Here is a 25,188-nt window from a genome sequence, read left to right on the forward strand (position 1 = left end):
CCCCCCCCCCCCCCCCCCCCCCCCCCCCCCCGCTCCTACAGGGGACCGCGCAAGGCTTAAAAGCCGACTGTGGCAGACAGCAGATAGGTGCGCGGGGTCGACAGGGTCAAGCCCGGCTCGCTGTCGTCCGATGCCCCCGCCGAACTCCAGTAGCGATCATCCAGTACGTTCTCGACACTGGCACGCAAGGTCACTTCGGTAGCATCCACCTTGAACGCATACCGCGCCCCCACGTCATAGCGTTCCCAGCCATCGATCTGCTTGCTGTTGTTCTGGTCCAGGTACTGCGAGCTGGAATGAATGCCGCGCGCCGTCAGGGTCAGGCCGTTCACCCCTGGCACATCCCACTCGCCACTCAGGTTGACGTTGTACTCAGGCGTGGCCGGCGCGCGGTTGCCGTCGTAGGCACCGCCGACGGTATCGGTCAGCTCGCTGTCGATGTACATCACCCCGCCCAGCACACGCACGCCCTGGATGGGCTCACCGAACACGCTCAGCTCGATGCCGCGGTTGTCACGCTTGCCGTTGGGGCCGAACACCCGCGAAGTGGCGTTGGTCTCGTAGGCTGGCTGGCGAATGCGGAAGGCGCTGGCCGTAAAGGCCACCTGGCCAAAGTCATACTTTGCCCCCACTTCGACCTGGCGGCTGGTGAACGGCGGGAAGATCTGGTCTTCGTTGACCGAGGTCGACGGGGCGATCTTGCCCTGGCTCAGGCCTTCCATGTAGTTGGCGTACAAGGACAGCTGGTCAGTGACCTTGAGCAACACACCGCCCGAAGGCGAGACCTTTTCTTCGTCATAGGCAGTTTCGCCTTTGACGCCGTCGCTCCAGTCATCCACCTGCACCCGCTGCCAGCGCGCGCCCAGGGTCAGCAGCAGACGGTCGTCGAAAAAGCCCAGGGTGTCGGCCAGGGCTACACCGGAAAAGCGGTTTTCCGTGTACACCTCGGGGTCGATGCGGGTGGGCGTGCCCGGCGTCGGCGTTGCGACCGGGTTGTACAGGTTGCTGGGCGCCGAAGCGTAGCGCGCACCGCCGTTGGTGAAGTCCATGTAGAAATAGCTGGCGGCTAGGTTCAGCTCGTGGCTGACCGGCCCGGTGTGGAACCAGTTGCGCAGGCCGGCCATGGCGGTGCGCACCGACTCGTCGCGGGTGAAGTCGCGCGGCTGCACGGTGAAGTCACCGGCATCGTTGATGATCGACACGTTATGGCGCAAAAAGTCGTGGTTGCTCTTGCGCGCACCGACCGCGCCATAGGCCAGCAGCGACTCGCTGATGTCGTACTCGGCATGCAGCGCGCCGAAGGTGTCGTTGGTGCGCGCCTTGCTCCAGGCCTGAGCATAGTTGTGGCGCACGTCGCTGGCATCCGGCACCTTGGCATTGGCGCCGATCAGCACGCGCTCCTGTGGCGCATCGGTATCGCGCTCGGTGTGGCCCAGGTCCGCCGACAGGCGCAGGTGCTCACCACGAAAGTCCAGGCCCAGCACCGCCATTTCGCGATCGACGCTTTGATGATCCCATTCGGTATCACCCGACTGCTTCACGCCATTGAAGCGCACACCAAACTGCTCGCCCTCACCAAAGCGGCGGCCAATATCCACTGCGCCGCCGGCCTGGCTACCGGAGGCAAAACTGCCGGTGAATTCGCTGATCGGTTTGTCGCCAGCCCGCTTCGGCTGCACGTTGATGCCGCCGCCCACGCTGCCACGCGGCGAAATGCCGTTGAGCAACTGGCTGGGGCCTTTGATGATGTCGACCCGCTCGGCCATTTCCATGTCGATCGAGTAGGTCGGCAAGATGCCGTACAGGCCGTTGTAGGCGACGTCGCTGTTGAACAGGCTGAAGCCGCGAATGGTGAACTGCTCGAAGCGCCCACCGGCCGGGTTGGTGGCACGTACCGAAGGGTCACTGGCAATCAACTCGCCCAGGGTCCGTGCTTGCTGGTTCTTGACCACATCACTGGTGTAACTGGTGATGCTGAACGGGGTTTCCATGAAGTCACGCGAACCGAGCAGGCCTTGTGCGCCCTGCCGTGCTACCTGGCCACCGGCGTAAGGTGGCGATTCACCACTGGTGGCCAGGCCGCCGACGATGCTGGTCGGGGCAATTTCCAGGGCGCCACCGGCCTGCGGCGCAGGCACCAGGGTGAAGGCGCCCTCACCCACAGGCAGTAGCTGCAGGCCGCTGCCGCGCAGTAACTGGGCGAAACCTTCATCGATACTGTAGCTGCCGGACAGGCCGTTGCTCTGCCGGCCCTGCACCAGTGCCGGGTCCAGCGAAAGGCTGACACCGGCCTGATCGGCAAAATGGGTCAACGCGGCGCCCAGGCTGGCGGGCGCTACCTGAAAGGTGCGGCGCGCGGGCTCATCGGCCCAGGCCGGTGCACACAACAACAGGCTCATGGCGAACAACGGGTGCGCGGCGCGCGCCAGTGGGCGCAGGCGGCAAGACTTTACTGCAGGCATTGAACAAGGCTCCCCTTTATTTTCTACTACCGGTAATGACCGGTGAGTGAAAAAAAGGGGACAGCCTCACACACGATTTTCTCGCGCAGACAGGCTGACCCAGTAACGCGTACGTGCCTGCACCTGCAAAGGCAGGCTGGCAGCCAGCAATGCCAGCACCCGGTCGGTGTCGTCGAGGCGGAAGGTGCCGGTCACCCGCAGGCCCTCCAGCTCCGGCGCCCAACGCAACAGCCCGGGGCGATAGCGGCGCAGTTCGTGCAGCAACTCGCCAAGTGGGCGGTCGTCCAGCCGCAGCACACCTTCGCGCCAGCCCAGCGGCCAGGTGTCCAACGCGCTCGCAGGGCCGACGCCAGCCGCCTGCAAACGGGCCTGCTGCCCGGCCTGCAACCACTTCGCCGGGCCTCGTAACGGCTGCAGGTTGGCTGCCCCATCGACCACCGACACCCGGCAGGCGTCATCGAACAGACGCAGACAGACCTCACTGTCATTGAGCGCCACCTGGCCGAAAGGCAGCTGCACATCAAGGCTCAAGCCAGCGGGCACCTTGACCGCGACTTCGCCGCGCAGCAGGGTCAGGCGTCGGGCGCCAAGGTCGATATCGACCGCACTGTCAGTGTTCAACTGCACGAAGGTGCCATCGCTCAGCAGCACCTGCCGGCGCTCGCCCACCGAGGTTCTCAGGTCGGCGGTCCAGGCTTGCAGTGGTAGTTCACGGCTGACCAGCCAGGCCGCCGGCAGCAGCGCAGCCACGCCCAAGGCCTGTTTGAGCAGCGCCCGGCGGCCGGCATCCGGGCGGTCGAGGGTGGCCATGGCCAACGCCCCGGGCAAGCCGGAAAAACGCGCACGCAAAAGCGATGCCTTTTGCCAGGCGTCTTCGTGCAGGCTGCTACTGGCCCGCCACTGTGCCAAACGCAGCAAGTCGCTTTCGCTGGCATCACCAGCGTCCAGCAGTGCCAGCCAGTGGGCGGCGGCGCGCACCGCTTCGCGGGTTTCGGGCGAGTGGCTGGTCATGCCAGCTCGGCCAACAGGCAATGTTCGTAGGCCTGTGCCATGTAGCGCTTGACCGAACGCTCGCAAACGCCCAGGCGCTTGCCGATTTCGGCGTAGCCCAGGCCTTCCAGCTGGCTCCAGAGAAAGGCCTTGCGCACGGGCGCCTTCAGGCCGTCGAGCAGTTCATCCAGTGCTTGCAAGGTTTCCAGCAGTATCCAGCGCTGCTCTGGCGAAGGCACGTGTTGCTCGGGCAGCTGTGCCAGGGCATCCAGGTAGGCCTGTTCAAGGCTACGGCGCTGGTGGAAGTTGCTGAGCAGGCGCTTGCCCACGGTCAGCAGATAGGCGCGCGGCTCACGAATGTCTGCCAGCGGCTGGGCACTGGCCAGTACGCGCAGGAAGGTATCCTGGCTGAGGTCGGCGGCATCCCAGGCGTTGCCCATACGCCGGCGCAGCCAGCTTTCCAGCCAACTGCGATGCTCCCGGTACAGGGCAGGCAGGCCAGGATCGGTTGGCGGCGCGGCGTCGTACATGTGGAAGGCCCTGCGGCAGCGTAAATAGGATTAATTCTAATTTACGTTATACCGCAGAACCAAGCGCTTTGTTACCGGTCAGGCAATTGCCGCGTCCACCAGCACCTGGGCTTCTTGGACCAGGCGCTGCAGGTGCGCCTCGTCGATGAAGCTTTCGGCGTAGATCTTGTAGATGTCTTCGGTGCCCGACGGGCGTGCGGCGAACCAGCCATTAGCGGTCATCACTTTCAACCCGCCGATTGCCTGGCCATTGCCCGGGGCGTGGCTAAGGATCTGCACGATCGGCTCACCGGCCAGTTCGGTCGACTTCACCTGCTCCGGCGCCAGCTTGCTCAGCAGGGCCTTCTGCCGTGCATCGGCCTTGGCCTCGACACGGGTGGCAAACGGCTTGCCCAGTGCTTCGGTCAGGTCGGCGTAAGCCTGGCTCGGGTTGCGCCCGGTGCGGGCGGTCATTTCGGCGGCCAGCAAGGCCGGGATCAGCCCATCCTTGTCGGTGGCCCAGACCGAACCATCGCGGCGCAGGAACGAAGCACCGGCACTTTCCTCGCCACCAAAGCCGAGCGAGCCATCGAACAGGCCCTGGGCGAAGAACTTGAAGCCCACCGGCACTTCGTACAGTTCACGGCCCAGGCGCTGGGTAACGCGATCGATCAGGCCGCTGGACACCACAGTCTTGCCCACTGCGGCATCGCTGCGCCATTGCGGGCGGTGGCGGTACAGGTAATCGATGGCTACCGCCAGGTAGTTGTTCGGCTGCAACAGGCCATCGGCAGTGACGATGCCGTGGCGGTCGTGGTCCGGGTCGCAGGCGAAGGCCACGTCGAAGCGCTCGCGCAGGCCGATCAGGCCCTGCATGGCGTACGGCGAGGAGGGGTCCATGCGGATCTGGCCGTCCCAGTCGACGGTCATGAAGCGGAAGGTCGGGTCGACCTCGGTGTTCACCACTTCCAGGTCCAGCTGATAATGCTTGGCGATCGCCGTCCAGTAGCGCACCCCTGCCCCGCCCAACGGGTCGACGCCCAGGCGCAGCTTGGCGTTACGGATGACATCGAAGTCGATGACGTTTTCCAGGTCGGCCACATAGTGGCTGATGTAGTCGTGGCGGTGGGTAGTCGGGGCCTGCAGCGCCTTGGCGTGGTCCATGCGCTGGACGCCCGCCAGGTTCGCCGCCAGCAGATCGTTGGCCTTGGCCTCGATCCACTTGGTCACGTCGCTGTCGGCCGGGCCGCCATTGGGCGGGTTGTACTTGAAGCCACCGCTTTGCGGCGGGTTGTGCGACGGGGTGATGACGATACCGTCGGCCAGGCCCTGGGCGCGACCACGGTTGTGGCAGAGGATGGCGTGGGACACGGCCGGTGTGGGCGTGTATTCGTCATCCTTGGACAGCATCACCTGCACGCCGTTGGCGGCCAGCACTTCCAGTGCACTGGCAGTGGCCGGTGCCGACAGGGCGTGGGTGTCGGCGCCGATGAACAGCGGGCCGTCGATGCCTTTTTCCTGGCGGTACAGGCAGATGGCCTGGGTGATGGCCAGGACGTGGTACTCGTTGAAGCTCAATTCAAGCGAAGTGCCCCGGTGCCCCGAGGTGCCGAAGGCCACCCGCTGGGCCGCCACGGCAGCGTCGGGGCGGCCGGTGTAGTAGGCGGTGAGCAGCCGGGGAATATCGACCAGCACACTGGCCGGAGCCGGCTTGCCTGCCAAAGGACTGAGCGTCATGCAAAAACCTCGAGTTCAACGGATGTTGGTGTTGGAACGTGCAGTGTACTGAGAGTTGCAGGGGCGTGCGATGGGCGGCAGCAAAGAAACAATGGCTTACGCGTTCCTTGTGGAGGCCCCTGTGGGAGCGGGTTCACCCGCGAAGGAGGCAGCGCGATGGCTGGCACCGGCTGCGCCGGTGTTCGCGGCTAAAGCCGCTCCCACAGGAAGCGCGTAAGCCGCTCATCTTGCTTTTGACGGTCTAGAGTAGAGGCCATAACCATCAAAAAAGAGGCCCCATGGCTTTCCACCGCCTGACCCATACCCACCCCCGCCTGAGCATCGCCGCCGCCGTCGGCCTGCTCGGCGCCTGGCTCATTCCCGCTGGCGACAGCGTGCAGCACATCCTCGCCGGCTGGAACCTGGGCGTTTGGCTTTACCTGCTGCTGGTGTTGTACCTGAGTTGCAGCGCCAACCCGGAAAAGGTGCGCAAGGTCGCCCGGGTCGAGGACGAAAACGCCGGCCTGGTCCTGCTTACCGTGTGCATTGCCGCCATCGCCAGCCTCGCCGCAGTCACCTTGCAACTGGTGTCCAGCCGCGGGCTGCAAGGCAGCGCCCTGGCCTTGCACTACCTTTACACGGGCCTGACGGTGGCCGGCTCCTGGTTGCTGATCGGCTGCATCTTCAGCCTGCACTACGCACGGTTGTTCTACACCGGGCAAAACCACGAACCGCCCCTGCGCTTCGCCGATAACGAACGCAACCCGGATTACTGGGACTTCCACTACTTCTCGTTCACCATCAGCGTGGCCGTGCAAACGTCTGACGTAGGCGTTGCCGGGCGCGGCCTGCGGCGGGTGGTGCTGGCGCATTCGCTGGTGGGGTTCGTGTTCAATACGGCGATTTTGGGGTTTACCATCAATATCGCTGCCGGGCTGCTGGGTTGACCGAGCCGTTCGTCTGAAAGCGCTAAGTGTTGAACACCTGAAAAACGCGGTAAATCACCGTGAAAACAGGCGTTATCCAGCAAGGAAAACGTTTGCCATGCCGCCCCCCGAAAAAGCACGTCGATGACAAGGATGTGACCTTTGTCATGCATTAGTACATTTGTCGTATTTGCACCCGAGAATCGCGCCTGGCAGGTGCTATGTTTACCTTCCCGGCGGCCGCATCGATGTGGCCACCCGCTCACCAGGTCCAGGTACGGACAAGGAGGCTGGCATGAACAAGATGACGTTCCCCAACGCCTGCCAGGTGATGCGCTGGCATTTCCACCCGCTGGGCTTCGAGGCCAACATGGATGCGCCACGCAGCATGGTCGCACGGCTGTTCGACCGCGCCACCGGTGAAACCGTGCTGGCGATTGCCGGCATCCCCTGCGCGGCGATCATGGCTGCCGCCGATGTAGAACGCATCATCGAGGCCGTCGAGGCGGAGATGGATTGCTTTATCCCCGCCTTTACCTTGCGCGACGCGGTCTAACCCACAGCGGTGTTTGCCTGGCCCATGGCCTGCAGCTTGCCCATGAACTGCTCGGCCGGCACCGGCTGGCCCAGCAGGTAGCCCTGCAGCGAATCACAACCCAGGCGGGTCAGGAAGTCCTGCTGCTTGTCGGTCTCCACCCCTTCGGCAACGATCCGCAGGCCCAGTGCCTGGCCCAGTGCGACGATGGCCGAGACGATCGCCGCATCGTCACTGTCCTGCTCCAGGTCACGCACAAAGCCGCGGTCTATCTTCAGTTCGTTGGCCGGCAGGCGCTTGAGGTACATCAGGCTGGAGTAGCCGGTACCAAAGTCATCGATGGACAGGTCCACACCCATGTCAGACAGGCGCTGCAGCACGGTCAGGCTGGCGTCGGCGTCGTGCATGGCGGTGGTTTCGGTGATTTCCAGGGTCAGGCAGTTGGCCGGCAGGCCATTCTGCCGCAGCGCTCGGGCCACGCTTTCGACCAGCCCGGTGTGGCAGAACTGGATAGCCGACAGGTTCACCGCCATGCGCCAGCCGTGATGGCCCTGGTCCAGCCACTGGCGCATCTGCCGGCAGGCTTCATCCAGCACCCACTCACCAATGGGAATGATCAGCCCGGTCTTTTCCGCCAGGCCGATGAAGCGGTCGGGCAGCAACAGGCCTTGCTGCGGGTGCTCCCAGCGCAGCAACGCTTCGGCGCCGATCGGCTGGCAGGCCTGGGCGTCGAACTTGGGTTGGTAGTGCAGGCGGAACTGGCGCTGCTCCAGCGCCTGGCGCAAGTCCTGCAGCAGTTGCAGTTGCTGGCGGGCGTTGCTGTTCATCGACACGTCGAAGAAGCTGTAGCCGTTCTTGCCGGCGCTCTTGGCGTGGTACATGGCGGCGTCGGCATTGCGCAGCAGCTCGTGCTGGTCCTGGCCATTGCCCGGGTAGAGGACGATGCCCAGGCTGGCCGACAGTTGCAGGTCGTGCTCGGCCACACGGAATGGCCGTGACACCAGGTTGACCTGCTTGACCGCAACATCCATGGCATCGTCCGGCTCTTGCAGTTCCACCAGCAGCACGAACTCGTCGCCGCCGATGCGCGCCAAGGTGTCCTGGCTGTGCAGGTGGCCGCGCAGGCGGGCGGCCACGGCCTTGAGCAGCAGGTCACCAATGTGGTGGCCAAAGGCATCGTTGACCGGTTTGAAGCCGTCCAGATCAATGAACATCAGGGCAAAGCAGCCGCCCTGCTCTGCCACCTTGGCGATGGCCTGCTCTATGCGGTCGGCCAGCAAGGTACGGTTGGGCAGGTCCGTCAGGGTGTCGTGCAAGGCCAGTTGGGTGAGTTCCTGGTTGGCCAGGGTCAGCGAACGCGCCAGCTCGGCGGTGCGTGCCTCCAGGCGGGCATCCAGCACCGAGGTCAGCAAGGCCACCGCCAATACTGCCAGGGTGGTGATCAGAACCAGGTAAACCAGGCCATCGCCTTGCAACCCGCTGCCCAGCGCGCCACAGAAGCTGCCATCGGGGAAGTTTGCCGCGGCCATTCCGGTGTAATGCATGCCGACGATGGCAAACCCCATCACCACGGCCGCCAGGCCGCGAATCTGCCGCACATAAGGGGTGTGCGCGCGCAAGCGGAAGGCGATCCACAAGGCTGCCGCCGAGGCCCCTACTGCTATCAGCAGCGAGGCGCCGAACAGCGTAGGGTCATAGTCGATGCCAGGCAGCATGCGCAACGCGGCCATGCCGGTGTAGTGCATGCAGGCAATGCCGGCGCCCATGATCAACGCGCCAAACGCCAGTTGCAGCCCCGGCAGGCTCGGCTGGCTGACCAGCCACAGGGCAAAGCCCGAGGACAGCACGGCGATCAGCAGTGAAAACGCGGTCAGGGCCAGGTCGTAGCCCAGGTCGATGGGCAGGCTGAAGGCGAGCATGCCGATGAAGTGCATCGACCACACACCAATGCCCATGGCCAACGCACCACCGCCCATCCACAGGTAGGCAGCGCGGCCCTTGGCCGTGGCGATGCGGCCAGTCAGGTCCAGGGCGGTATAGGACGCCAGGATCGCCACGCACAGCGAAATCAATACCAGCGAAGAGGAGTAGCTACCGGTCAGCATTGGGAGTTCCAGGGCCGGGACAGGGGGCCCGGAAAAAGCTGACGATTGTACTCAAGCTTTGACGAAACGCACGGGGTTTTTGCGAATGGGAATGGATCCAATGGTAAGACGGGTATTGGCCTTAATGCGGTCCCTGTAGGAGCGGCCTTGCGTCGCGATCGGGCTGCGAAGCAGCCCCAGGATTGTGATTCGCAAGCGAAAAACGCTGGGGCCGCTTTGCGGCCCGATCGCGACACAAGGCCGCTCCTACAGGCAGTACGCGGTTGCAGGTTATATTACTCCTGCTCGGCAAACGCCTGTTCAGCATCCCAGCCACCGCCCAGCGCGGCCACCAGCTGCACACTGGCCACCAACCGCCCTTGCAGCAGGTTCAGCACGCTGCGCTCGTTGCTTAGCGCAGTGGTTTGCACGTTGACCACATCCAGGTAACCGATCAACCCGGCACGGTACTGGTTCTCGGTCAGGCGCAGCGACTCGCGGGCGGCATCCAGGGCCTCCTGGCGCACCACCGCTTCATCACCATATACCTTCAACTGCACCAGCAGGTTTTCCACTTCCTTGAAGCCGTCCAGCACGGTCTGCCGGTACTGCGCCACGGTCTGGTCATACACTGCCACCGTGCGGTCGACCTCGGCGCTGCGCTTGCCGGCGTCGAACAGGTTCAGCGCCAGTTGCGGGCCTACCGACCAATAGCGGTTGGGCAGCTCGATCCAGTTGGTGAAACTGCTGCTGGAATAGCCACCGCTCATGCTCAGGCTAAGGTCCGGGAAGTACGCCGCCCGCGATACGCCGATATTGGCGTTGGCAGCCATCACGTTGCGTTCGGCCGACGCGATGTCGGGGCGCCGCTCCAGTAATTGCGAAGGTAGCGACACCGGAATTTGCGGCAGCGCCGGAATGTCCTTGCTGTCGGCCAGGGCAAAGTCGGCCGGGGTCTTGCCCAGCAGGACGGCAATGGCGTTCTCGAACTGCGCGCGCTGCCAGATCAGGTCGATCAGGTCGGCCTGGGTGCTTTTCAGCTGGGTGCGTGCCTGGGCCACCGCATCCGGGCCGGCGACACCGGCGCGGTACTGGTTTTCGTTCATCCGCAGCGAGCGTTCATAGGCCGCTACGGTGGCCTCCAGCAAGCGCTTCTGCTCGTCGATGACGCGCAGTTGCAGGTAGTTCTGCACCAGCTCCGATTGCTGGCTCAAACGGATAGAGGCAAGGTCGGCGAAGCTAGCTTCGGCGCTGGCCTCGTTGGCATTCAGGGTTTCGCGCAGCTTGCCCCACAGGTCGATTTCCCAGCTCACGCCCAACTGCGCGTTGTAGGTGTTGCGAATACCACTGCTGTTGTTCGACAGGCTGGAGCTGGAACTGCCGGTACCTTGTGCCGAACGGTTCTTGCTGGCGGTCAGGTCGAGGCTGGGGAACAGCGCCGCACGGCTGCTGCGCACCAGCGCCTGGGCCTGACGGTACTGGGCCTCCGATTGCGCCACGGTCTGGTTGCTGCGGTTCAGCTCTTCGACCAGCGCATTAAGCCCGGCATCGCCGTAGATTTCCCACCAGGCGCCGCGGGCGATGGCGTCAGACGGCGTGGCCTGGGTCCAACCCTCGGCGTGCTTGAACTGCGCCGCCTTGCTGGCCAGTTCGGGGCGATGGTAGTCCGGGCTCAGGGTACAGGCACTGAGCAGGGCCACGCACAACCCGGCGCCAAGCAGGCGCGAGCCACGGCCACGGGTCAGCGCTTGCAGGGCACGGTGAAGTGGGGTCTGGGCAAAAGTCATAGCGGGGTTTCCAGGGCGGCGTCGGTGCGCACGCCGCGCCAACGGTTGAAACGGTGGCGCAGGCGGTCGAGGTACAGGTAGACCACCGGCGTCGTGTAAAGGGTAAGAACCTGGCTGAACACCAGGCCACCGATGATGGTCAGGCCCAGCGGCTGGCGCATTTCCGCGCCTTCGGCGTGGCTCAGCAGCAGCGGCAAGGCGCCGAGGATGGCCGCCAGGGTGGTCATCAGGATCGGCCGCAGGCGCAGCAGGCAGGCCCGGCGGATCGACTCTTCCGGCGACAGGCCCTGGTGGCGTTCCAGTTGCAGGGCCAGGTCAATCATCAGGATGGCGTTCTTCTTCACCACGCCAATCAACAGGAACAGGCCCAGCAGCGAGATCAGGCTGAACTCGCCACCGGTAACGTACAGCGCCAGCAAGGCACCGACGCCGGCCGACGGCAGTGTCGAAAGAATGGTCAGCGGATGGATGTAGCTTTCATACAGGATGCCCAGCACCAGATAAACCAGCAGAAGCGCACCGAGGATCATGAACGGCTGGCCCTGCTGGGTCTTGGCGAAGGCATCGGCCGTGCCGCCCAGTTTGGCGATGACTTCCTCGGGCAGGCCAAGCGTGGCCACGGCCCGCTCCACTGCCGCCAGGGCCTGGTCGGGGCTGTAGCCTTCGGCGACGTCGAAGGCAATGTCTTCGGCGGCGAACTGGCCTTCGTGGCTGACCCGGTCGTTGGCCAGGCTGTTCTCGTAGTGGGCGATGGTCGACAGCGGCACGCGCGCGCCGTCGGCGGTAATCACCTGCACCTGCTCCAGGGTGCTTGGGTCCCAGGCGTACTTGGGGTTGATCTCCAGCACCACCTGGTATTGGTTGAGGCTGTCGTAGATGGTGGAGATCTGCCGCTGGCTGTAGGCGTTGTTCAGCACCGTGGTGACCATGCTCATGTCGATGCCCAGGCGCTTGGCCTGGTCGCGGTCGACCACCAGCGTCACCTGCTGGGTGCCGGCACCGTCGCGGGCGTCGATGGCGGTCAGTTGAGGCAAGGCACGCAGGGCCGCGACCACCTTAGGGAACCATTCACGCAACGCCGTCAGGTCACCACTTTGCAGGGTGTACAGGTACTGCGACGAGGTCTGGTCACGCCCGCCCCCGCCCAGTTGCAGGTCCTGGTCCGCCATCAGGAACAGCCGCCCGCCCGGCACCTTGGGCATTTCCTTGCGCAGGCGCTCGATCACTTTCTGGGCGTCCAGCTTGCGCTCGCTGATCGGTTTCAGGCGCACCAGCACCATGGCATTGTTGGTGCCACTGTTGCCGCCAATGAAGCCGGCAACGCTCTGCACGGCGGGGTCGGCGAGCAAGGCGCGGCGGTAGATTTCCATTTTTGGCTGCATCACGCTGAACGACAGGCCGTCGTCACCGCGGATAAAGCCCATCAGCTGGCCGGTGTCCTGCTGCGGCATCAGCGTCTTGGGTACCACCACGTACAGGGCAATGTTGATGCCGATGGTGGCCAGCAGGCTCAGCAGGGTCAGGCGCTTGTGGCGCAAGGCCCAGCCCAGGCTGCGGTCATAGCCGTCGACCATGCGCTGGTGCAGCTTGTCACTCCACCGCTGCAGGCGGGTCTGCTCGGCTTGGTGCGGCTTGAGCCAGCGGGCGCAGAGCATCGGCGTAAGGGTCAGCGACACCACCAGCGAGACAATGATCGCCGCCGCCAGGGTGATGGAAAACTCCTGGAACAGGTTGCGCACGATGCCACCCATGAACAGGATGGAAACGAACACCGCCACCAGCGAGACGTTCATCGACAGCAAGGTAAAGCCCACTTCCCTGGCGCCGAGGAAGGCCGCCTTCATCGGCGGCTGGCCGTCCTCGATGTGCCGCGAGATGTTCTCCAGCACGACGATGGCGTCATCCACCACCAGGCCGGTGGCAAGGATCAACGCCATCAGCGACAGGTTATTGAGCGAGAAGCCACACAGGTACATGACCGCGAAGGTACCCACCAGCGACACCGGCACCGCCAGGCTGGGGATCAGCGAGGCGCGCAGGCTGCCGAGGAACAGGTACACCACCAGAATCACCAGCACCACCGCGATCAACAGGGTGTGCTCGGCCTCCTTGAGGCTTGCCTTGATCACTGGCGAGCGGTCCATGGCCACGTTCAGTTGCACGCTGGCGGGCAGCAGCGACTGCAGGGCCGGCAGTTGCGCCTTGATCTGGTCAACCGTTTCGATGATGTTGGCGCCGGTCTGGCGGTTGACCACCAGCAGCACGGCTGCCTGGTCGTTGAAGAAACCACTGTTGTAGCGGTTCTCGACACCGTCGGTGATGGTGGCCACGTCGGACAGGCGCAGGATGGTGCCGTTCTGCTGGCGAATCACCACCGGCTCGTAGTCCTTGGCCTTTTCCAGCTGGTCGTTGGCGCGCACCTGCCAGTTGCGCTCGGCATCCTCGACAAAGCCCATGGGCCGGCGCTGGTTGGCGTTGGCCACGGCCGTGCGCACTTCATCCAGCGACAGGCCGTACTGGTTGAGCAGTTGCGGCTCGACGGCAATGCGCACCGCCGGCAACGAACTGCCGCCGATCTGCACCTCCCCTACCCCGGACACCTGGGCCAGGCTCTGGGACAGGATGGTATCGGCCAGGTCATACAGCTGGCCTTTCTGCAGCACGTCCGAGGTCAGCGACAGCACCATGATCGGCGCCTGCGACGGGTTGATCTTCTTGTAGGTGGGCATGCTGCGCATGCCACTGGGCAGCAGGTTGCGGGTGGCGTTGATCGCCGCCTGCACCTCGCGCGCCGCGCCGTCGATGTCACGGCCCATCTCGAAGCCGATGATCACCCGGGTCGAGCCCTGGTTGGAGCTGCTGGTCAGTGTGGTGACACCCGCGATGCTGCCCAGCTTGCGCTCCAGCGGCGTGGCCACGGTAGAGGCCATGACCTCGGGGCTGGCGCCGGCCAGGTTGGCCGACACCACGATCACCGGGAAGTCCATTTCCGGCAGCGGCGCAACCGGCAGCAGCTTGAAGCTGACACCGCCCAGCAGCATGATCGCCAGGCTCAGCAGCATCGTCGCTACCGGGCGACGAATGAAAGGTCCCGACAGGTTCATGCCTCGGCCTGCTTCGCGTCAGTGGCCGGGCGCCAGCGGCGTGCCAGGCGGTCGAAGTACAGGTAGATGACCGGGGTAGTGAACAGGGTCAGTACCTGGCTGACCAGCAGCCCACCAACCATCACCAGGCCCAGCGGCTGGCGCAGCTCGGCGCCGGAGCCGGTTGCGAGCATCAGCGGCACTGCGCCAAACAGCGCGGCCAGGGTGGTCATCAGGATCGGCCGGAAGCGCAGCAGCGCCGCCTGGTAGATGGCATCACGCGGGCTCATGCCCTGATGCCGTTCGGCCTCGAGGGCGAAGTCGATCATCATGATCGCGTTCTTCTTGACGATACCGATCAGCAAGATGATACCGATGATGGCGATCATGCCCAGGTCGTTGCCGCTGATGAGCAGGGCCAACAAGGCGCCGACCGCTGCCGACGGCAAGGTCGAGAGGATGGTTACCGGGTGGATGTAGCTTTCGTACAGCACGCCCAGCACGATGTACATGGTCACCACCGCAGCCAGGATCAGCAGCAAGGTGCTCGACAACGAGGCCTGGAAGGCCTCCGCCGCACCCTGGAAGCGGGTCTGCACGCCCAGCGGCATGCCGATGTCCTTTTGGACCTGCTCGATCACCTGCACCGCCTCGCCCAGCGAAGCGCCATGGGCCAGGTTGAAGGACATGGTCACTGCCGGGAACTGGCCAATGTGGGAAATGGCCAGTTGCGCCTGGCGCTGCTCGATGCGCGCAAGCGCCGACAGGCGCACCTGGCCGCCATCGGTGGCCTTGACGTGGATCGACTCCAGCGCCTGCGGGCCGATGACCGCCGCATCCTTGGCCTGCAGCACCACGCGGTACTGGCTGGCCTGGGTGTAGATGGTCGAGATCTGCCGCTGGCCAAAGGCGTCGTACAGGGCATTGGTGATCTGCGCCACGGTAATGCCCAGGCGGCTGGCCATGTCACGGTCGATCACCAGGTACACCTGCAGGCCCTTGTCCTGCAGGTCGCTGGCCACGTCGGCCAGTTCCGGGCGCTGCTGCAGCGCCTGCACCAGCTTGCCGCTCCACTGCGCCAGCAGGTCGGCGTCCGGCGACGACAGGCTGAACTGGTATTGGGTACGGCTAACGCGGTCTTCGATGCTCAGGTCCTGCACCGGCTGCATGAACAGGCGGATACCGACCAGCTTGTCGACCTGTGGCTGCAGGCGGCTGATGACTTCGCCGGCAGTGACGTCGCGCTCGCCATGGGGCTTGAGGTTGATCAGCAGGCGGCCGCTGTTGAGCGTGGCGTTATCGCCATCCACACCAATGTAGGACGACAGGCTCTGTACTGCCGGGTCCTGCAGGATCACCTTGCTAAGCGCCTGCTGGCGCTCGCTCATGGCGGCGAACGAGGTGGACTGCGGCGCTTCGGAGATGCCCTGGATCACCCCGGTGTCCTGCACCGGGAAGAAGCCCTTGGGCACCACCATGTACAGGAATACCGTCAGCGCCAGGCTTGCCACGGCCACCATCAGGGTCAGTGGCTGGTGCTTGAGTACCCATTGCAGGGCGCTGCCGTAGTGCTTGATCAGCCAGTCGATCCAGGCGCCACTGGCGCGGTAGAAGCGGCCTTGTTCTCCTTCCTTGGGTTCACGCTTGAGCAGGCGCGCGCACATCATCGGCGTCAGGGTCAGCGACACCACCAGGGAAATCAGGATGGCCACCGCCAGGGTGATGGCGAATTCGCGGAACAGGCGGCCGACCACGTCGGCCATGAACAGCAGCGGGATCAGTACCGCAATCAGCGAGAAGGTCAGCGAAATCAGGGTGAAGCCGATCTGCCGGGCGCCCTTGAGCGCGGCCTGCATGGGCGTCTCGCCCTCTTCGATGTGGCGGGAGATGTTCTCCAGCATGACGATGGCGTCGTCGACCACAAAGCCGGTGGCGATGGTCAGGGCCATCAGCGTCAGGTTGTTGACCGAGAAGCCGGCCAGGTACATCACGCCGAAGGTGCCGATCAGCGACAGCGGCACGGCAATCGACGGGATAATGGTGGCGCTGACGCGGCGCAGGAAGACGAAGGTGACCATGACCACCAGCACGATGGCGATCAGCAGCTCGTGCTGCACGTCCTTGACGGCGGCGCGAATGGTCTGGGTGCGGTCGGTCAGTACCGAGACGTCGAGGCCGGCTGGCAGGTTGTCGGTGATCGACGGCAGCAGGTCCTTGATGCGGTCGACCACTTCGATCACGTTGGCGCCGGGTTGGCGCTGGATGTTCAGCAACACCGCGTGGTTTTCGTTGGCCCAGGCGGCCAGGCGCTCGTTCTCCGCGCCGTCGACGATCTCTGCCACATCCTTAAGGCGCAGCGGCGCACCGTTGGTGTAGGCCAGGATCAGGTTGGCGTATTCCTCGGGGGAACGCAGCTGGTCGTTGGCATCGAGCATCGACACCCGGGTCGGGCCGTCGAAGTTGCCCTTGGGCTGGTTGACGTTGGAGGCGCCGATCAACGTGCGCACGTCATCCAGGTTCAGGCCGTTGGCCGCCAGGGCATCGACGTTGACCTTGATCCGCACTGCCTGGCGCTGGCCACCGGCAATGCTGACCATGCCCACGCCACTGATCTGCGCGAGCTTCTGGGCCACGCGGGTATCGACCAGGTCGTTGAGCTTGGGCAGCGGCATGGTCTTGCTGGAGATGGCCAGGGTCAGCACCGGGGTATCGGCCGGGTTGACCTTGTTGTACACCGGTGGCGCCGGCAGGTCGCTGGGCAGCAGGTTGCTGGAGGCGTTGATCGCGGCCTGCACCTGTTGCTCGGCCACGTCCATGTTCATGTCGAGGTTGAAGCGCAGGGTCAGCACCGACGCACCGCCGGAGCTGGTCGAGGCCATTTGCTCCAGGCCGGGCATCTGGCCGAACTGGCGTTCCAGTGGCGCGGTGACGGCGCTGGTCATTACCTGCGGGCTGGCGCCAGGGTACAGGGTCATGACGCGGATGGTCGGGTAGTCCACCTGTGGCAAGGCGGACACCGGTAGCAGCTTGTAGGCGATCAGGCCGGCCAGGACAATGGCCAGCATGCTCAGCGTGGTGGCGACCGGCCGCAGGATGAACAGGCGCGAGAGGTTCATGCGCCCGCCTTGCCTGCTGCTTCACCGGTTTGCGCAGAGCCCTTGGCATCCTGGCCTTGCAGGTGCTGGCCGGGCGTGGTCGGCACTTGCGAGCTGTCTTCGACCACTTCCACCTTGGTGCCTTCGCGCAGGCGGTCGGTGCCTTCCAGCACCAGGCGGTCGCCAGCCTTCAGGCCGTCGAGGATGACACTGTTCTCGCCATCGCTGGCGCCGACCTTGAGCTTGCGCACGTTGACCGTGTTCTCGGCGTTGACCACGTAGGCAAAGGTGCCGTCGTTGCCAAACTGGATGGCCGCTGCCGGGGCCATGACCACCTGCTTGAGGGTGTCGGCCAGCAGGCGCACGTTGACAAACTGGTTGGGGAACAGGGCCAGGTCCTTGTTCTCGAAGCGGCCCTTGAACTTCAGGGTGCCAGTGGTGGTGTCGATCTGGTTGTCGATACTGCCCAGCACGCCGCTGGACTGCAGCTTGCTGTCGCTGCGGTCCCAGGCCTCGACCGGCAGGCTGGCGCCACTGCGATTGCGCTCCAGCACGGTGCTCAGCTCGGTTTCCGGCAAGGTAAAGGCGACGCTGATCGGCTCGGTCTGGGTAATCACCACCAGGGCGGTAGTGTCGTTGGCAGCCACCAGGTTACCCAGGTCGAGCTGGCGCAGGCCCACACGGCCATTGATTGGCGCGCGGATTTTGGTGAAGTCCAGATTGAGGCGGGCATCGTTGACCTGTGCCTGGTTGGTCTTGACCAGGCCCTGGAACTGCGCCACCTGCGCTTCAGCGGTGTCGAGGGTTTGCTTGGCGATGCTGTCTTCCGCGAACAGGCCTTTGTAACGGGCCAGGTCGACCTGGGCGTTTTTCAGTTGTGCCTGGTTCTGTGCCAGCGTGCCTTCTGCTTGCTGCAAGGCGATCTGGTAGGTACGTGGGTCGATTTCAGCGAGCAGGTCACCCGCCTTGACCTGCTGGCCTTCCTTGAAGTGGATTTTCACCAGCTCGCCAGCCACGCGGCTGCGCACGTTCACCGTGTTGGTCGCCGTAACCGTGCCCAGTGCCTTGTAGTACAGCGGAAAGTCGCCGACCTTTACCGGCTCGACGCGTACCGGCACCGGGTCGGTGGAGCCGCCGAAGCCTGGGCGGCCACCCATGCCTTTACCGCCGCGCCCGCCACTGGCTTCTTTATGCACAGGCGTCGCTGCGGGCCACAGCCACCAGGCGAGGGCCGCCACCAGCAGCAGGATCAGCAGGCCGACGAGCCAGCGACGGGGGGAACGGGAATTGGACGCTTGCATGGGTTGAACGAACCTTGTTCGGAATGACGACTTGGGAGGGTGAACGATAAGCACTGGCATCGTTTTAGCAAAGAGGCTTTACCAGAGGTTTACCTTTGCCTGACGTTGCCAAGACGCGGAATTTTAAATGAAAACGGCCCGGAACGTATTCCGGGCCGTTACAGGGTGTTGCCTGGAGCGGTGGCGGGCCTAAAAGGTTTCCGTTGCCTTTGCTGGCGATAGGGCCGGTACAGGCTACAAATGCCCGCCCTGCCCCACGCAACCCTTACTTCAGTACAGCCAGTGCCGCATCGTAGTTCGGCTCGTCGGCAATTTCGCCAACCAGCTCGCTGTGCAGCACCTTGTCATTCTCGTCCAGCACCACTACGGCGCGGGCGGCCAGGCCGGCCAGCGGGCCGTCGGCGATGGCAACGCCGTAGTTTTCGAGGAACTCGCGACCACGCAGGGTCGACAGGTTCTTCACGTTTTCCAGGCCTTCGGCGCCGCAGAAGCGAGCCTGGGCGAACGGCAGGTCAGCCGAGATGCACAGCACCACGGTGTTGGCCACGTCGTTGGCCTGGGCGTTGAACTTGCGCACCGAGGTCGCGCAGGTTGGGGTGTCGACGCTTGGGAAGATGTTCAGCACCTTGCGCTTGCCGGCGAAGTCTTTCAGCGACTTGTCAGCCAGGCCTTCACCTACCAGGGAGAAAGCCGGAGCCTGGGCGCCGGCCTGTGGCAGGTTGCCGTTGACCTGGACCGGGTTGCCTTTGAGAGTCACTTGAGCCATGACGAAATCCTTATGCGAGGTTTGAAAAGGACACTGAGTTAAGCATGAAGGCGACCGGGTGCCTATGGGGGGCAAGTGAAATTGTTCTAATACCAGACGATTTTTGTGGACAAAATGCCGATACCTGCCGTGACGGCCAGTTGCCGAGCCCATCCCGCCCCCCACTACGAGCCTGCTACAAAGTTGGTTTTTAACTGATATAAGCTGCAAATGCTACATTCAAAGCAGCTGCACGGCTTGCGCTAGAGGCTTTTCGACCAAGTTAAAGCGAGCCCTGATAAGTGTTGAGGTAAAAAATCCTACAACTTTATCGGAAGTTTCGCCACCAAGTTAATCTTGTACATCTTCAAAGAGCCGCTACCATCAGGCGTGTCGCAATAACGCGGCGCTTATATGGAGATTCAAATATGAAACCTATCAAGATGGAATCTGCAAAACTGGCTCTTCTGGTCAAAAAGGGCCAGTAAGCCCTAGCCTATGAATACTAAAGGAAAAGGACTATTGGGTTAATGGTATGAACTCACCGGTTTCGCTCCGGCGCCATCTGTGCTCGACGTTGCTGATTCTGTTGTGTCTGTTAGGTGTATTTCCGCTGGATGTGGTCCTCCCATCATTCCCTGCGCTCTCAGATGAGTTTCGGGTCGACTCACAGCAGATAGCGTACTCAGTGAGCTTTTTTGCTATTGGCGTTGCGATGGCGCAACTAGTGATCGGCCCATTGTCGGATAGCATAGGGCGCAAGCGTTTGCTGCTGGCCGGGTTGGGGGTAGCCATCGCAGGGGCGCTCGGTTGCATATTTTCAACCACCTATGAAACCTTCATGGCGTTTCGTTTAATGCAGGCCCTGGGTTGCGGCAGCCTCGTGCTCGGCCAGGCGCTTGTGCAGGATCTGTATAGGGGCAAACAACGCAATGCCATGCGAATCCTGTTAACCAGTGCAAGTGGGTTATTCATCTCTCTGTCACCGCTGGCAGGTGCCCTTCTCCAGCAGCTCTTTGGCTGGGAGGCAAGCTTCACAGTATTCGCGGGCATCGCTGCGATCGTTTCACTTTTGTCGTATGTGCTGCTTCAGGACGCACCTGGGCTGCACCACCGGGCGTCAGGCTTCTCCAGTTATCTGATGATGCTGCGTGACACGCCCTTTCTCGCCTATTCCATGCAGTCCAGCCTCGCCTTTGCCTGCCATTTTTCCTTTATCGTCATAGCGCCATTGCTGCTGATGGGCAGGCTGGAGCTTACGACCTATCAATTCTCCATTGTATTTATCGGCTATGGGTTGGCCTATATCGCTGGCGGAGTAGCTGCAACTTATTTGAACCATCGCGTAAGCCCGCAGGCTCAAATAAAAGCGGGTTTCCTGCTTATAAGTGCTGCGGGCGTCACCCTTTTGATATGGGAGCAGCTAGGAGGGTTGTCTGTGGTGGGCGTTCTGCTACCGATGATTGTCTGTACTACCGGGACAACCCTGGTGCGCCCGGCTGCGACGACCCAGGCCCTGGCACGCTATTCGCGCCAGGCAGGTGCGGCAGCATCGCTCAACACGACACTACTGTTCGCTTGGGCGGGTTTGACTGGCAGCGTGGTCGCTAGTTTCGAAAGTACACTTCCGGTAGGCCTGGGGCTGCTGTTCGTGGTCGCCAGCCTCTGTGGATGGTGGCTGCTTGCGTGCACCAAGGACGATGAAATGCAACGCTGCTGAAACCTTGGTCAGGCTTAAAAAAATGCCCGGGTGGCGATAGCCGACCCGGGCAGCCTTTACTGCAAGCAGCGAATCAGCTCAGCAGGCCGTACACCACCGAGGTCAGCGCAACCAGGCCAACCACCACGACAAACACGTTGGACGCCGCACCGCTGTACTTGCGCATCGACGGTACACGGCGAATGGCATACATCGGCATCAGGAACAGCAGCACCGCCAGAATCGGGCCACCCAGCGACTCGATCATGCCGAGGATGCTTGGGTTGAGGGTGGCAACGATCCAGCACACCACCAGCATCAGCGCGGCAACCACGCGGTCCAGGGCCTTGGCACCCGGGCGCGCGCCGGTCTTGGCGATGATCCCCTTCAGGCCTTCACTGGCCCCGATGTAGTGGCCGAGGAACGACTTGGCGATGGCCACGAAGGCTATCAGCGGCGCGGCAAACGCGATGGTCGGGTTGCTGAAGTGGTTGGCCAGGTACGACAGGATCGACAGGTTCTGTGCCTTGGCTTCGGCCAGCTGGGCGCTGCTCAGGGTGAGCACGCAGCTGAACACGAAGAACAGCACCATCACCACCATCAGCAGGTGGGCACGGCGCAGGATCTGGCCGCTGCGCTCGTCGGCGTGCTCGCCATAACGGCGCTTCTGGTCAACGGCAAAGGCCGAGATGATCGGCGAGTGGTTGAACGAGAACACCATTACCGGAATGGCCAGCCACAGGGTGTGCAGGAAAGCCGAGGCCGGTGGCACCTGGGTGGCGCTGTCGAGGATGCCGCCGGTCCAGTGCGGCACCAGGTACAGGCCCAGCAGCGCCAGGGCGACAATGAACGGGTACACCAGCAGGCTCATGACCTTGACCGTGGCCTGCTCGCCGCAGCGCACGATGGCCAGCAGGCCGAGGATCAGCACGAACGACAGGATGATGCGTGGCGGCGGCTGCATGTGCAGCTGGTGCTCGATGAAGCTGGACACGGTGTTGGTCAGCGCCACGCTGTAGATCAGCAGGATCGGGAAGATGGCGAAGAAGTACAGCACGGTGATGGAGGCACCTGCGGTGCTGCCGAAGTGCTCCTTGACCACCTCGGTGATGTCGCCGCCATTGCGCCCGGACAGGACGAAACGGGTCAGCCCGCGGTGGGCGAAATAAGTCATCGGGAAGGCCAGTATGGCCAGGATCAGCAACGGCCAGAAGCCGCCAAGGCCGGCGTTGATCGGCAGGAACAGGGTTCCGGCGCCGATGGCTGTGCCGAACAGGCCCAGCATCCAGGTGGTGTCGTGACGCGCCCAGCTGCCGAGGGTGGCGGGGGTCGATTCTGCAAAGCGTTGTTCAACGCTTGGGGCCTGCTCATTCATTCCGGGTGAAGCTCCACTCGCAAGACTGCAACAGGCTGAGAATGGCGAAATAGTGCTATCGCCCAACTCAACCGGAAAAGAGGGGCCGGATTGTGCACGGAAAGGTTGCACTTGCGAAGCCCTTTTCCGAGGGGCGGTTGCACTTGTCTTTACAAGCGCAAGGAATCGCTGGCGTTGCGCGATAATGTAGGAGCGGCCTTGCGTCGCGATCGGGCCGCAAAGCGGCCCCGGCATTATTCGCGGCGAAGCTGCAATGTTGGGGGCGCTTCGCACCCCGATCCGACCGGTCCGACGCCTCGGCAAGGCCGCTCCTACAATGACCGTGTCACCCAATGAGGGGCCGCGCAGGCCCCTGCAGGGTTACTTCTGAACAGCAGCGAACGCTTCGGCAACCCGTTGCAGGTTGGCCGGGCGCAGGCCGGACATGCAGACGCGGCCGCTGTCGATCAGGTACACACCAAACTCGTCACGCAGGCGACGCACCTGCTCGACGCTGAAGCCGGTGTAGCTGAACATGCCGCGCTGGCGCAGGAAGAACTGGAAGTCCTGGCCTGGCAGCAGCACGGCCAGGGCATCGACCAGCGCCTGACGCATGTCGAGGATACGCTTGCGCATCACTTCGACTTCCTCGGCCCACTGGGCATTCAGGCCGGCATCGCTCAGCACGCCAGCCACCAGCTGGGCACCGAAGTTGGGCGGGCTGGAGTAGTTGCGGCGCACGGTGGCCTTGAGCTGGCCCAGCACGCTCTGCGCGGTGGCGTCGTCATCGCAGACCACCGACAGGCCGCCAACCCGCTCGCCGTACAGCGAGAAGATTTTCGAGAACGAGTTGCTGACCAGGCACGGCACGCCGGCACGGGCCATTTCGCGGATGGCGTAGGCGTCTTCCACCAGGCCTTCGGCAAAGCCCTGGTAGGCGATGTCGAGGAACGGGATCAGTTGGCGGGCCTTGACCACTTCCACCACTTGCTGCCACTGGTGTTGCGTAAGGTCGGCACCGGTCGGGTTGTGGCAGCACGGGTGCAGCAGCACCACGCTGTTGGCCGGCAGGGTCTGCAGGGTGGCCAGCATGCCATCGAAGTCCACGCCACGGGTGGCCTGGTCGAAGTACGGGTAGGTGTGCACCTTGAAACCGGCACCTTCGAAAATGGCGCGGTGGTTGTCCCAGGTCGGGTTGCTGACCCAGACTTCGGACTGAGGAAAGTAGCGCTTGAGGAAGTCGGCACCGACTTTCAGCGCGCCAGAGCCGCCCACGGTCTGCACGGTGGCAACGCGGCCGCCGGTCACCGCCGGGTGGTCGGCACCGAACAGCAGCGCCTGGATCGCCTGGCGGTAGCTGGCCAGGCCTTCCATCGGCAGGTACAGGGAGGCTTCATGGTCCTGACCTGCGATGCGTTTTTCCACCGCATCCACCGCCGCCAGTTGCGGCACCACGCCGGCCTCATCGTAATACAGGCCGATACTCAGGTTGACCTTGTCGGCGCGCGGGTCGGCCTTGAAGGTTTCCATCAACGAGAGGATCGGGTCGCCGGCATAGGCATCGACATGTTTGAACACAGCGTGCAGCTCCTTGGATCAGGACAGTACGAAAAGTCAGCCCTGAGCATACCCGGAGAGTGGGCTCAGGAACATCCACTATTGTGCAAGGTTGTCTATGCAACATTGCATGGCTGGGGATTTGTGCCGGATTCTTCGCGGGTAAACCCGTTCCTACACCGAAACCACAATCTTCAGGGCATGTGATCACGTTGTAGGAGCGGGTTTACCCGCGAAAGGGCCGGGTCAGCCAAGCAGCTCTTTCAGACCCTGCAACTCCTGCTCGGTCACCGCCACCCCCTCCTCCTCGGCCAGCTCTCGCTCACGATAACGTCGCTCGCCCGGCATCCGCGTCAGCCCCACTGCCTGCATCTGCTCCACCAGCGCGCGGCTGCGCTGGGCAAAGCGCTCGCCCTCGGCCTTGCTAGGGTCGATCACGATGATCAATTGCCCTGTCCACGGCGTCTTCGCCCCCGGGTGCCCGGACCAGTCGAACTCCCAGGAGAAATTACCGCCGGTCAGCGCTGCTGCCAGCAACTCGACCATAATCGACAACGCCGAGCCCTTGTGCCCGCCAAACGGCAGCAAGGCGCCGCCTTCCAGAATCGCCTTGGGCTCGGTGGTCGGTTCGCCATTGGCATCCACGCCCATGCCTTCGGGCAACTGCTGGCCGGCACGCGCGGCAATCTGCACATCGCCGTGGGCCATGGCGCTGGTGGCCATGTCGAAGACGATCGGGTCATGTTCGGCGCAAGGTGCCGCGAACGCGATGGGGTTGGTGCCGAACAGTGGCTTGCGCGCGCCATGTGGCACCACGCAGGTCATGCTGTTGACCACGCTGAGGGCCACCAGGCCTTCGTCGGCGAAGGGTTCCACGTCCGGCCACAGTGCCGCGAAGTGGTGCGAGTTATGGATTGCCAGCACGGCAATACCCGCATTTCGCGCCTTGGCTACCAGCAGGGCGCGGGCCGCAGCCAACGCTGGCTGGGCAAAACCGCCGGCAGCGTCGACTGAAACATAGCCGGCAGCCACATCGCTGACCTTGGGCGTGGCCTGCCCATCGACCCAGCCGCTGGCCAGGGTCGAGACATAGCCGGGCATTCGGAACACCCCATGGCTGTGGGCGCCATCGCGCTGGGCGCTGGCGCAGTTATAGGCCAGCACCCGGGCCACGCTGTCGCTGCAGCCATGGCGCTGGAAAATGGCCTGCAACAGGCCTTGCAGCTCGGTAAAAGGCACGCGCACGACGGTGCTGGTGGACGGTGCGGACATCTGGAGCTCCTTGTTGGTATTGGAATGGCTACAGCGTTGCAACGACAAAAACTTTCCTGCATGTGACAGCAAT

General features: G+C 63.6%; 16 protein-coding genes. 3 read left to right on the forward strand and 13 right to left on the reverse strand.

Going from position 1 to position 25,188, the window contains the following annotated elements:
- Positions 1-56 precede the first annotated feature (56 nt).
- The 4 genes from IAE39_RS19110 to pgm form a co-directional block, all read right to left on the reverse strand.
- Entirely contained in the window at positions 57-2,462 is a 2,406-nt protein-coding gene (locus IAE39_RS19110) for a TonB-dependent receptor (protein ID WP_201205399.1), read from the reverse strand.
- Between the two features lie 66 nt (positions 2,463-2,528).
- Entirely contained in the window at positions 2,529-3,473 is a 945-nt protein-coding gene (locus IAE39_RS19115; RefSeq protein WP_201205400.1) for a FecR domain-containing protein, read from the reverse strand.
- Complete coding sequence (locus IAE39_RS19120; protein ID WP_201205401.1) at positions 3,470-3,982, reverse strand: sigma-70 family RNA polymerase sigma factor; 513 nt, start codon at positions 3,980-3,982, stop codon at positions 3,470-3,472. Before IAE39_RS19120 ends, IAE39_RS19115 begins: the two co-directional genes overlap by 4 nt.
- A gap of 78 nt (positions 3,983-4,060) precedes the next feature.
- Entirely contained in the window at positions 4,061-5,698 is a 1,638-nt protein-coding gene (gene pgm, locus IAE39_RS19125) for a phosphoglucomutase (alpha-D-glucose-1,6-bisphosphate-dependent) (protein ID WP_201205402.1), read from the reverse strand.
- A 278-nt stretch (positions 5,699-5,976) separates the two neighbouring features.
- Between pgm and IAE39_RS19130 the strand changes: the two genes are divergently transcribed.
- Together IAE39_RS19130 and IAE39_RS19135 are read left to right on the forward strand one after the other, a co-directional pair.
- The gene (locus IAE39_RS19130) at positions 5,977-6,624 is read left to right on the forward strand and encodes a DUF1345 domain-containing protein (protein ID WP_201205403.1); all 648 of its coding nucleotides are present in this window, start codon (positions 5,977-5,979) and stop codon (positions 6,622-6,624) included.
- A gap of 274 nt (positions 6,625-6,898) precedes the next feature.
- Positions 6,899-7,159 (forward strand): DUF1652 domain-containing protein, encoded by a 261-nt coding sequence (locus tag IAE39_RS19135; protein ID WP_201205416.1) that lies wholly within the window; start codon positions 6,899-6,901, stop codon positions 7,157-7,159.
- Here the strand turns inward: IAE39_RS19135 and IAE39_RS19140 are convergent.
- The 6 genes from IAE39_RS19140 to tpx form a co-directional block, all read right to left on the reverse strand.
- Positions 7,156-9,243, reverse strand: a complete 2,088-nt coding sequence (locus tag IAE39_RS19140; protein WP_201205418.1) for a putative bifunctional diguanylate cyclase/phosphodiesterase — start codon at positions 9,241-9,243, stop codon at positions 7,156-7,158. The two genes, IAE39_RS19135 and IAE39_RS19140, sit on opposite strands and share 4 nt — an antisense overlap.
- 275 nt (positions 9,244-9,518) lie before the next feature.
- Positions 9,519-11,009: an efflux transporter outer membrane subunit gene (locus tag IAE39_RS19145; RefSeq protein ID WP_201205420.1), complete on the reverse strand. Its 1,491-nt coding sequence runs from the start codon at positions 11,007-11,009 to the stop codon at positions 9,519-9,521.
- Entirely contained in the window at positions 11,006-14,113 is a 3,108-nt protein-coding gene (locus tag IAE39_RS19150) for an efflux RND transporter permease subunit (protein ID WP_201205422.1), read from the reverse strand. Before IAE39_RS19150 ends, IAE39_RS19145 begins: the two co-directional genes overlap by 4 nt.
- Positions 14,110-17,208, reverse strand: a complete 3,099-nt coding sequence (locus IAE39_RS19155; RefSeq protein ID WP_201205424.1) for an MdtB/MuxB family multidrug efflux RND transporter permease subunit — start codon at positions 17,206-17,208, stop codon at positions 14,110-14,112. Before IAE39_RS19155 ends, IAE39_RS19150 begins: the two co-directional genes overlap by 4 nt.
- Entirely contained in the window at positions 17,205-18,488 is a 1,284-nt protein-coding gene (locus IAE39_RS19160) for an MdtA/MuxA family multidrug efflux RND transporter periplasmic adaptor subunit (RefSeq protein WP_201205426.1), read from the reverse strand. The genes IAE39_RS19155 and IAE39_RS19160 overlap by 4 nt, the downstream gene beginning before the upstream one ends.
- A gap of 265 nt (positions 18,489-18,753) precedes the next feature.
- The gene (gene tpx, locus IAE39_RS19165; protein ID WP_172220060.1) at positions 18,754-19,254 is read right to left on the reverse strand and encodes a thiol peroxidase; all 501 of its coding nucleotides are present in this window, start codon (positions 19,252-19,254) and stop codon (positions 18,754-18,756) included.
- A gap of 514 nt (positions 19,255-19,768) precedes the next feature.
- On the opposite strand from tpx, the gene IAE39_RS19170 reads away from it, so the two are divergent.
- Positions 19,769-20,953, forward strand: a complete 1,185-nt coding sequence (locus tag IAE39_RS19170; RefSeq protein WP_201205428.1) for a Bcr/CflA family efflux MFS transporter — start codon at positions 19,769-19,771, stop codon at positions 20,951-20,953.
- A gap of 73 nt (positions 20,954-21,026) precedes the next feature.
- Here IAE39_RS19170 and IAE39_RS19175 read toward each other — a convergent pair whose 3' ends face one another.
- The 3 genes from IAE39_RS19175 to IAE39_RS19185 all read right to left on the reverse strand — a co-directional run bounded on the left by IAE39_RS19175 (position 21,027) and on the right by IAE39_RS19185 (position 25,115).
- On the reverse strand, positions 21,027-22,307 hold the full coding sequence (locus IAE39_RS19175) for a serine/threonine transporter (protein ID WP_201205430.1): 1,281 nt from the start codon (positions 22,305-22,307) through the stop codon (positions 21,027-21,029).
- 360 nt (positions 22,308-22,667) lie between these two features.
- A complete protein-coding gene (locus IAE39_RS19180; protein WP_201205432.1) occupies positions 22,668-23,864 on the reverse strand; it encodes an amino acid aminotransferase in 1,197 nt (398 codons plus the stop codon).
- Positions 23,865-24,089: 225 nt separating this feature from the next.
- Positions 24,090-25,115 carry an Ldh family oxidoreductase gene (locus IAE39_RS19185; protein WP_201205434.1) on the reverse strand — a complete coding sequence of 342 codons (1,026 nt, stop codon included), beginning with the start codon at positions 25,113-25,115 and terminating at the stop codon, positions 24,090-24,092.
- Between the last annotated feature and the right edge of the window lie 73 nt (positions 25,116-25,188).

The sequence above is a fragment of the Pseudomonas sp. S37 genome (assembly GCF_016658545.1).
Lineage (GTDB): Bacteria > Pseudomonadota > Gammaproteobacteria > Pseudomonadales > Pseudomonadaceae > Aquipseudomonas.

Bases quoted from the DNA above. Each gene is read 5' to 3' on its own strand.
- IAE39_RS19110 (WP_201205399.1), bottom strand. From the start codon at position 2,462: ATGCCTGCAGTAAAGTCTTGCCGCCTGCGCCCACTGGCGCGCGCCGCG.
- IAE39_RS19115 (WP_201205400.1), bottom strand. From the start codon at position 3,473: ATGACCAGCCACTCGCCCGAAACCCGCGAAGCGGTGCGCGCCGCCGCC.
- IAE39_RS19120 (WP_201205401.1), bottom strand. From the start codon at position 3,982: ATGTACGACGCCGCGCCGCCAACCGATCCTGGCCTGCCTGCCCTGTAC.
- pgm (WP_201205402.1), bottom strand. From the start codon at position 5,698: ATGACGCTCAGTCCTTTGGCAGGCAAGCCGGCTCCGGCCAGTGTGCTG.
- IAE39_RS19130 (WP_201205403.1), top strand. From the start codon at position 5,977: ATGGCTTTCCACCGCCTGACCCATACCCACCCCCGCCTGAGCATCGCC.
- IAE39_RS19135 (WP_201205416.1), top strand. From the start codon at position 6,899: ATGAACAAGATGACGTTCCCCAACGCCTGCCAGGTGATGCGCTGGCAT.
- IAE39_RS19140 (WP_201205418.1), bottom strand. From the start codon at position 9,243: ATGCTGACCGGTAGCTACTCCTCTTCGCTGGTATTGATTTCGCTGTGC.
- IAE39_RS19145 (WP_201205420.1), bottom strand. From the start codon at position 11,009: ATGACTTTTGCCCAGACCCCACTTCACCGTGCCCTGCAAGCGCTGACC.
- IAE39_RS19150 (WP_201205422.1), bottom strand. From the start codon at position 14,113: ATGAACCTGTCGGGACCTTTCATTCGTCGCCCGGTAGCGACGATGCTG.
- IAE39_RS19155 (WP_201205424.1), bottom strand. From the start codon at position 17,208: ATGAACCTCTCGCGCCTGTTCATCCTGCGGCCGGTCGCCACCACGCTG.
- IAE39_RS19160 (WP_201205426.1), bottom strand. From the start codon at position 18,488: ATGCAAGCGTCCAATTCCCGTTCCCCCCGTCGCTGGCTCGTCGGCCTG.
- tpx (WP_172220060.1), bottom strand. From the start codon at position 19,254: ATGGCTCAAGTGACTCTCAAAGGCAACCCGGTCCAGGTCAACGGCAAC.
- IAE39_RS19170 (WP_201205428.1), top strand. From the start codon at position 19,769: ATGAACTCACCGGTTTCGCTCCGGCGCCATCTGTGCTCGACGTTGCTG.
- IAE39_RS19175 (WP_201205430.1), bottom strand. From the start codon at position 22,307: ATGAATGAGCAGGCCCCAAGCGTTGAACAACGCTTTGCAGAATCGACC.
- IAE39_RS19185 (WP_201205434.1), bottom strand. From the start codon at position 25,115: ATGTCCGCACCGTCCACCAGCACCGTCGTGCGCGTGCCTTTTACCGAG.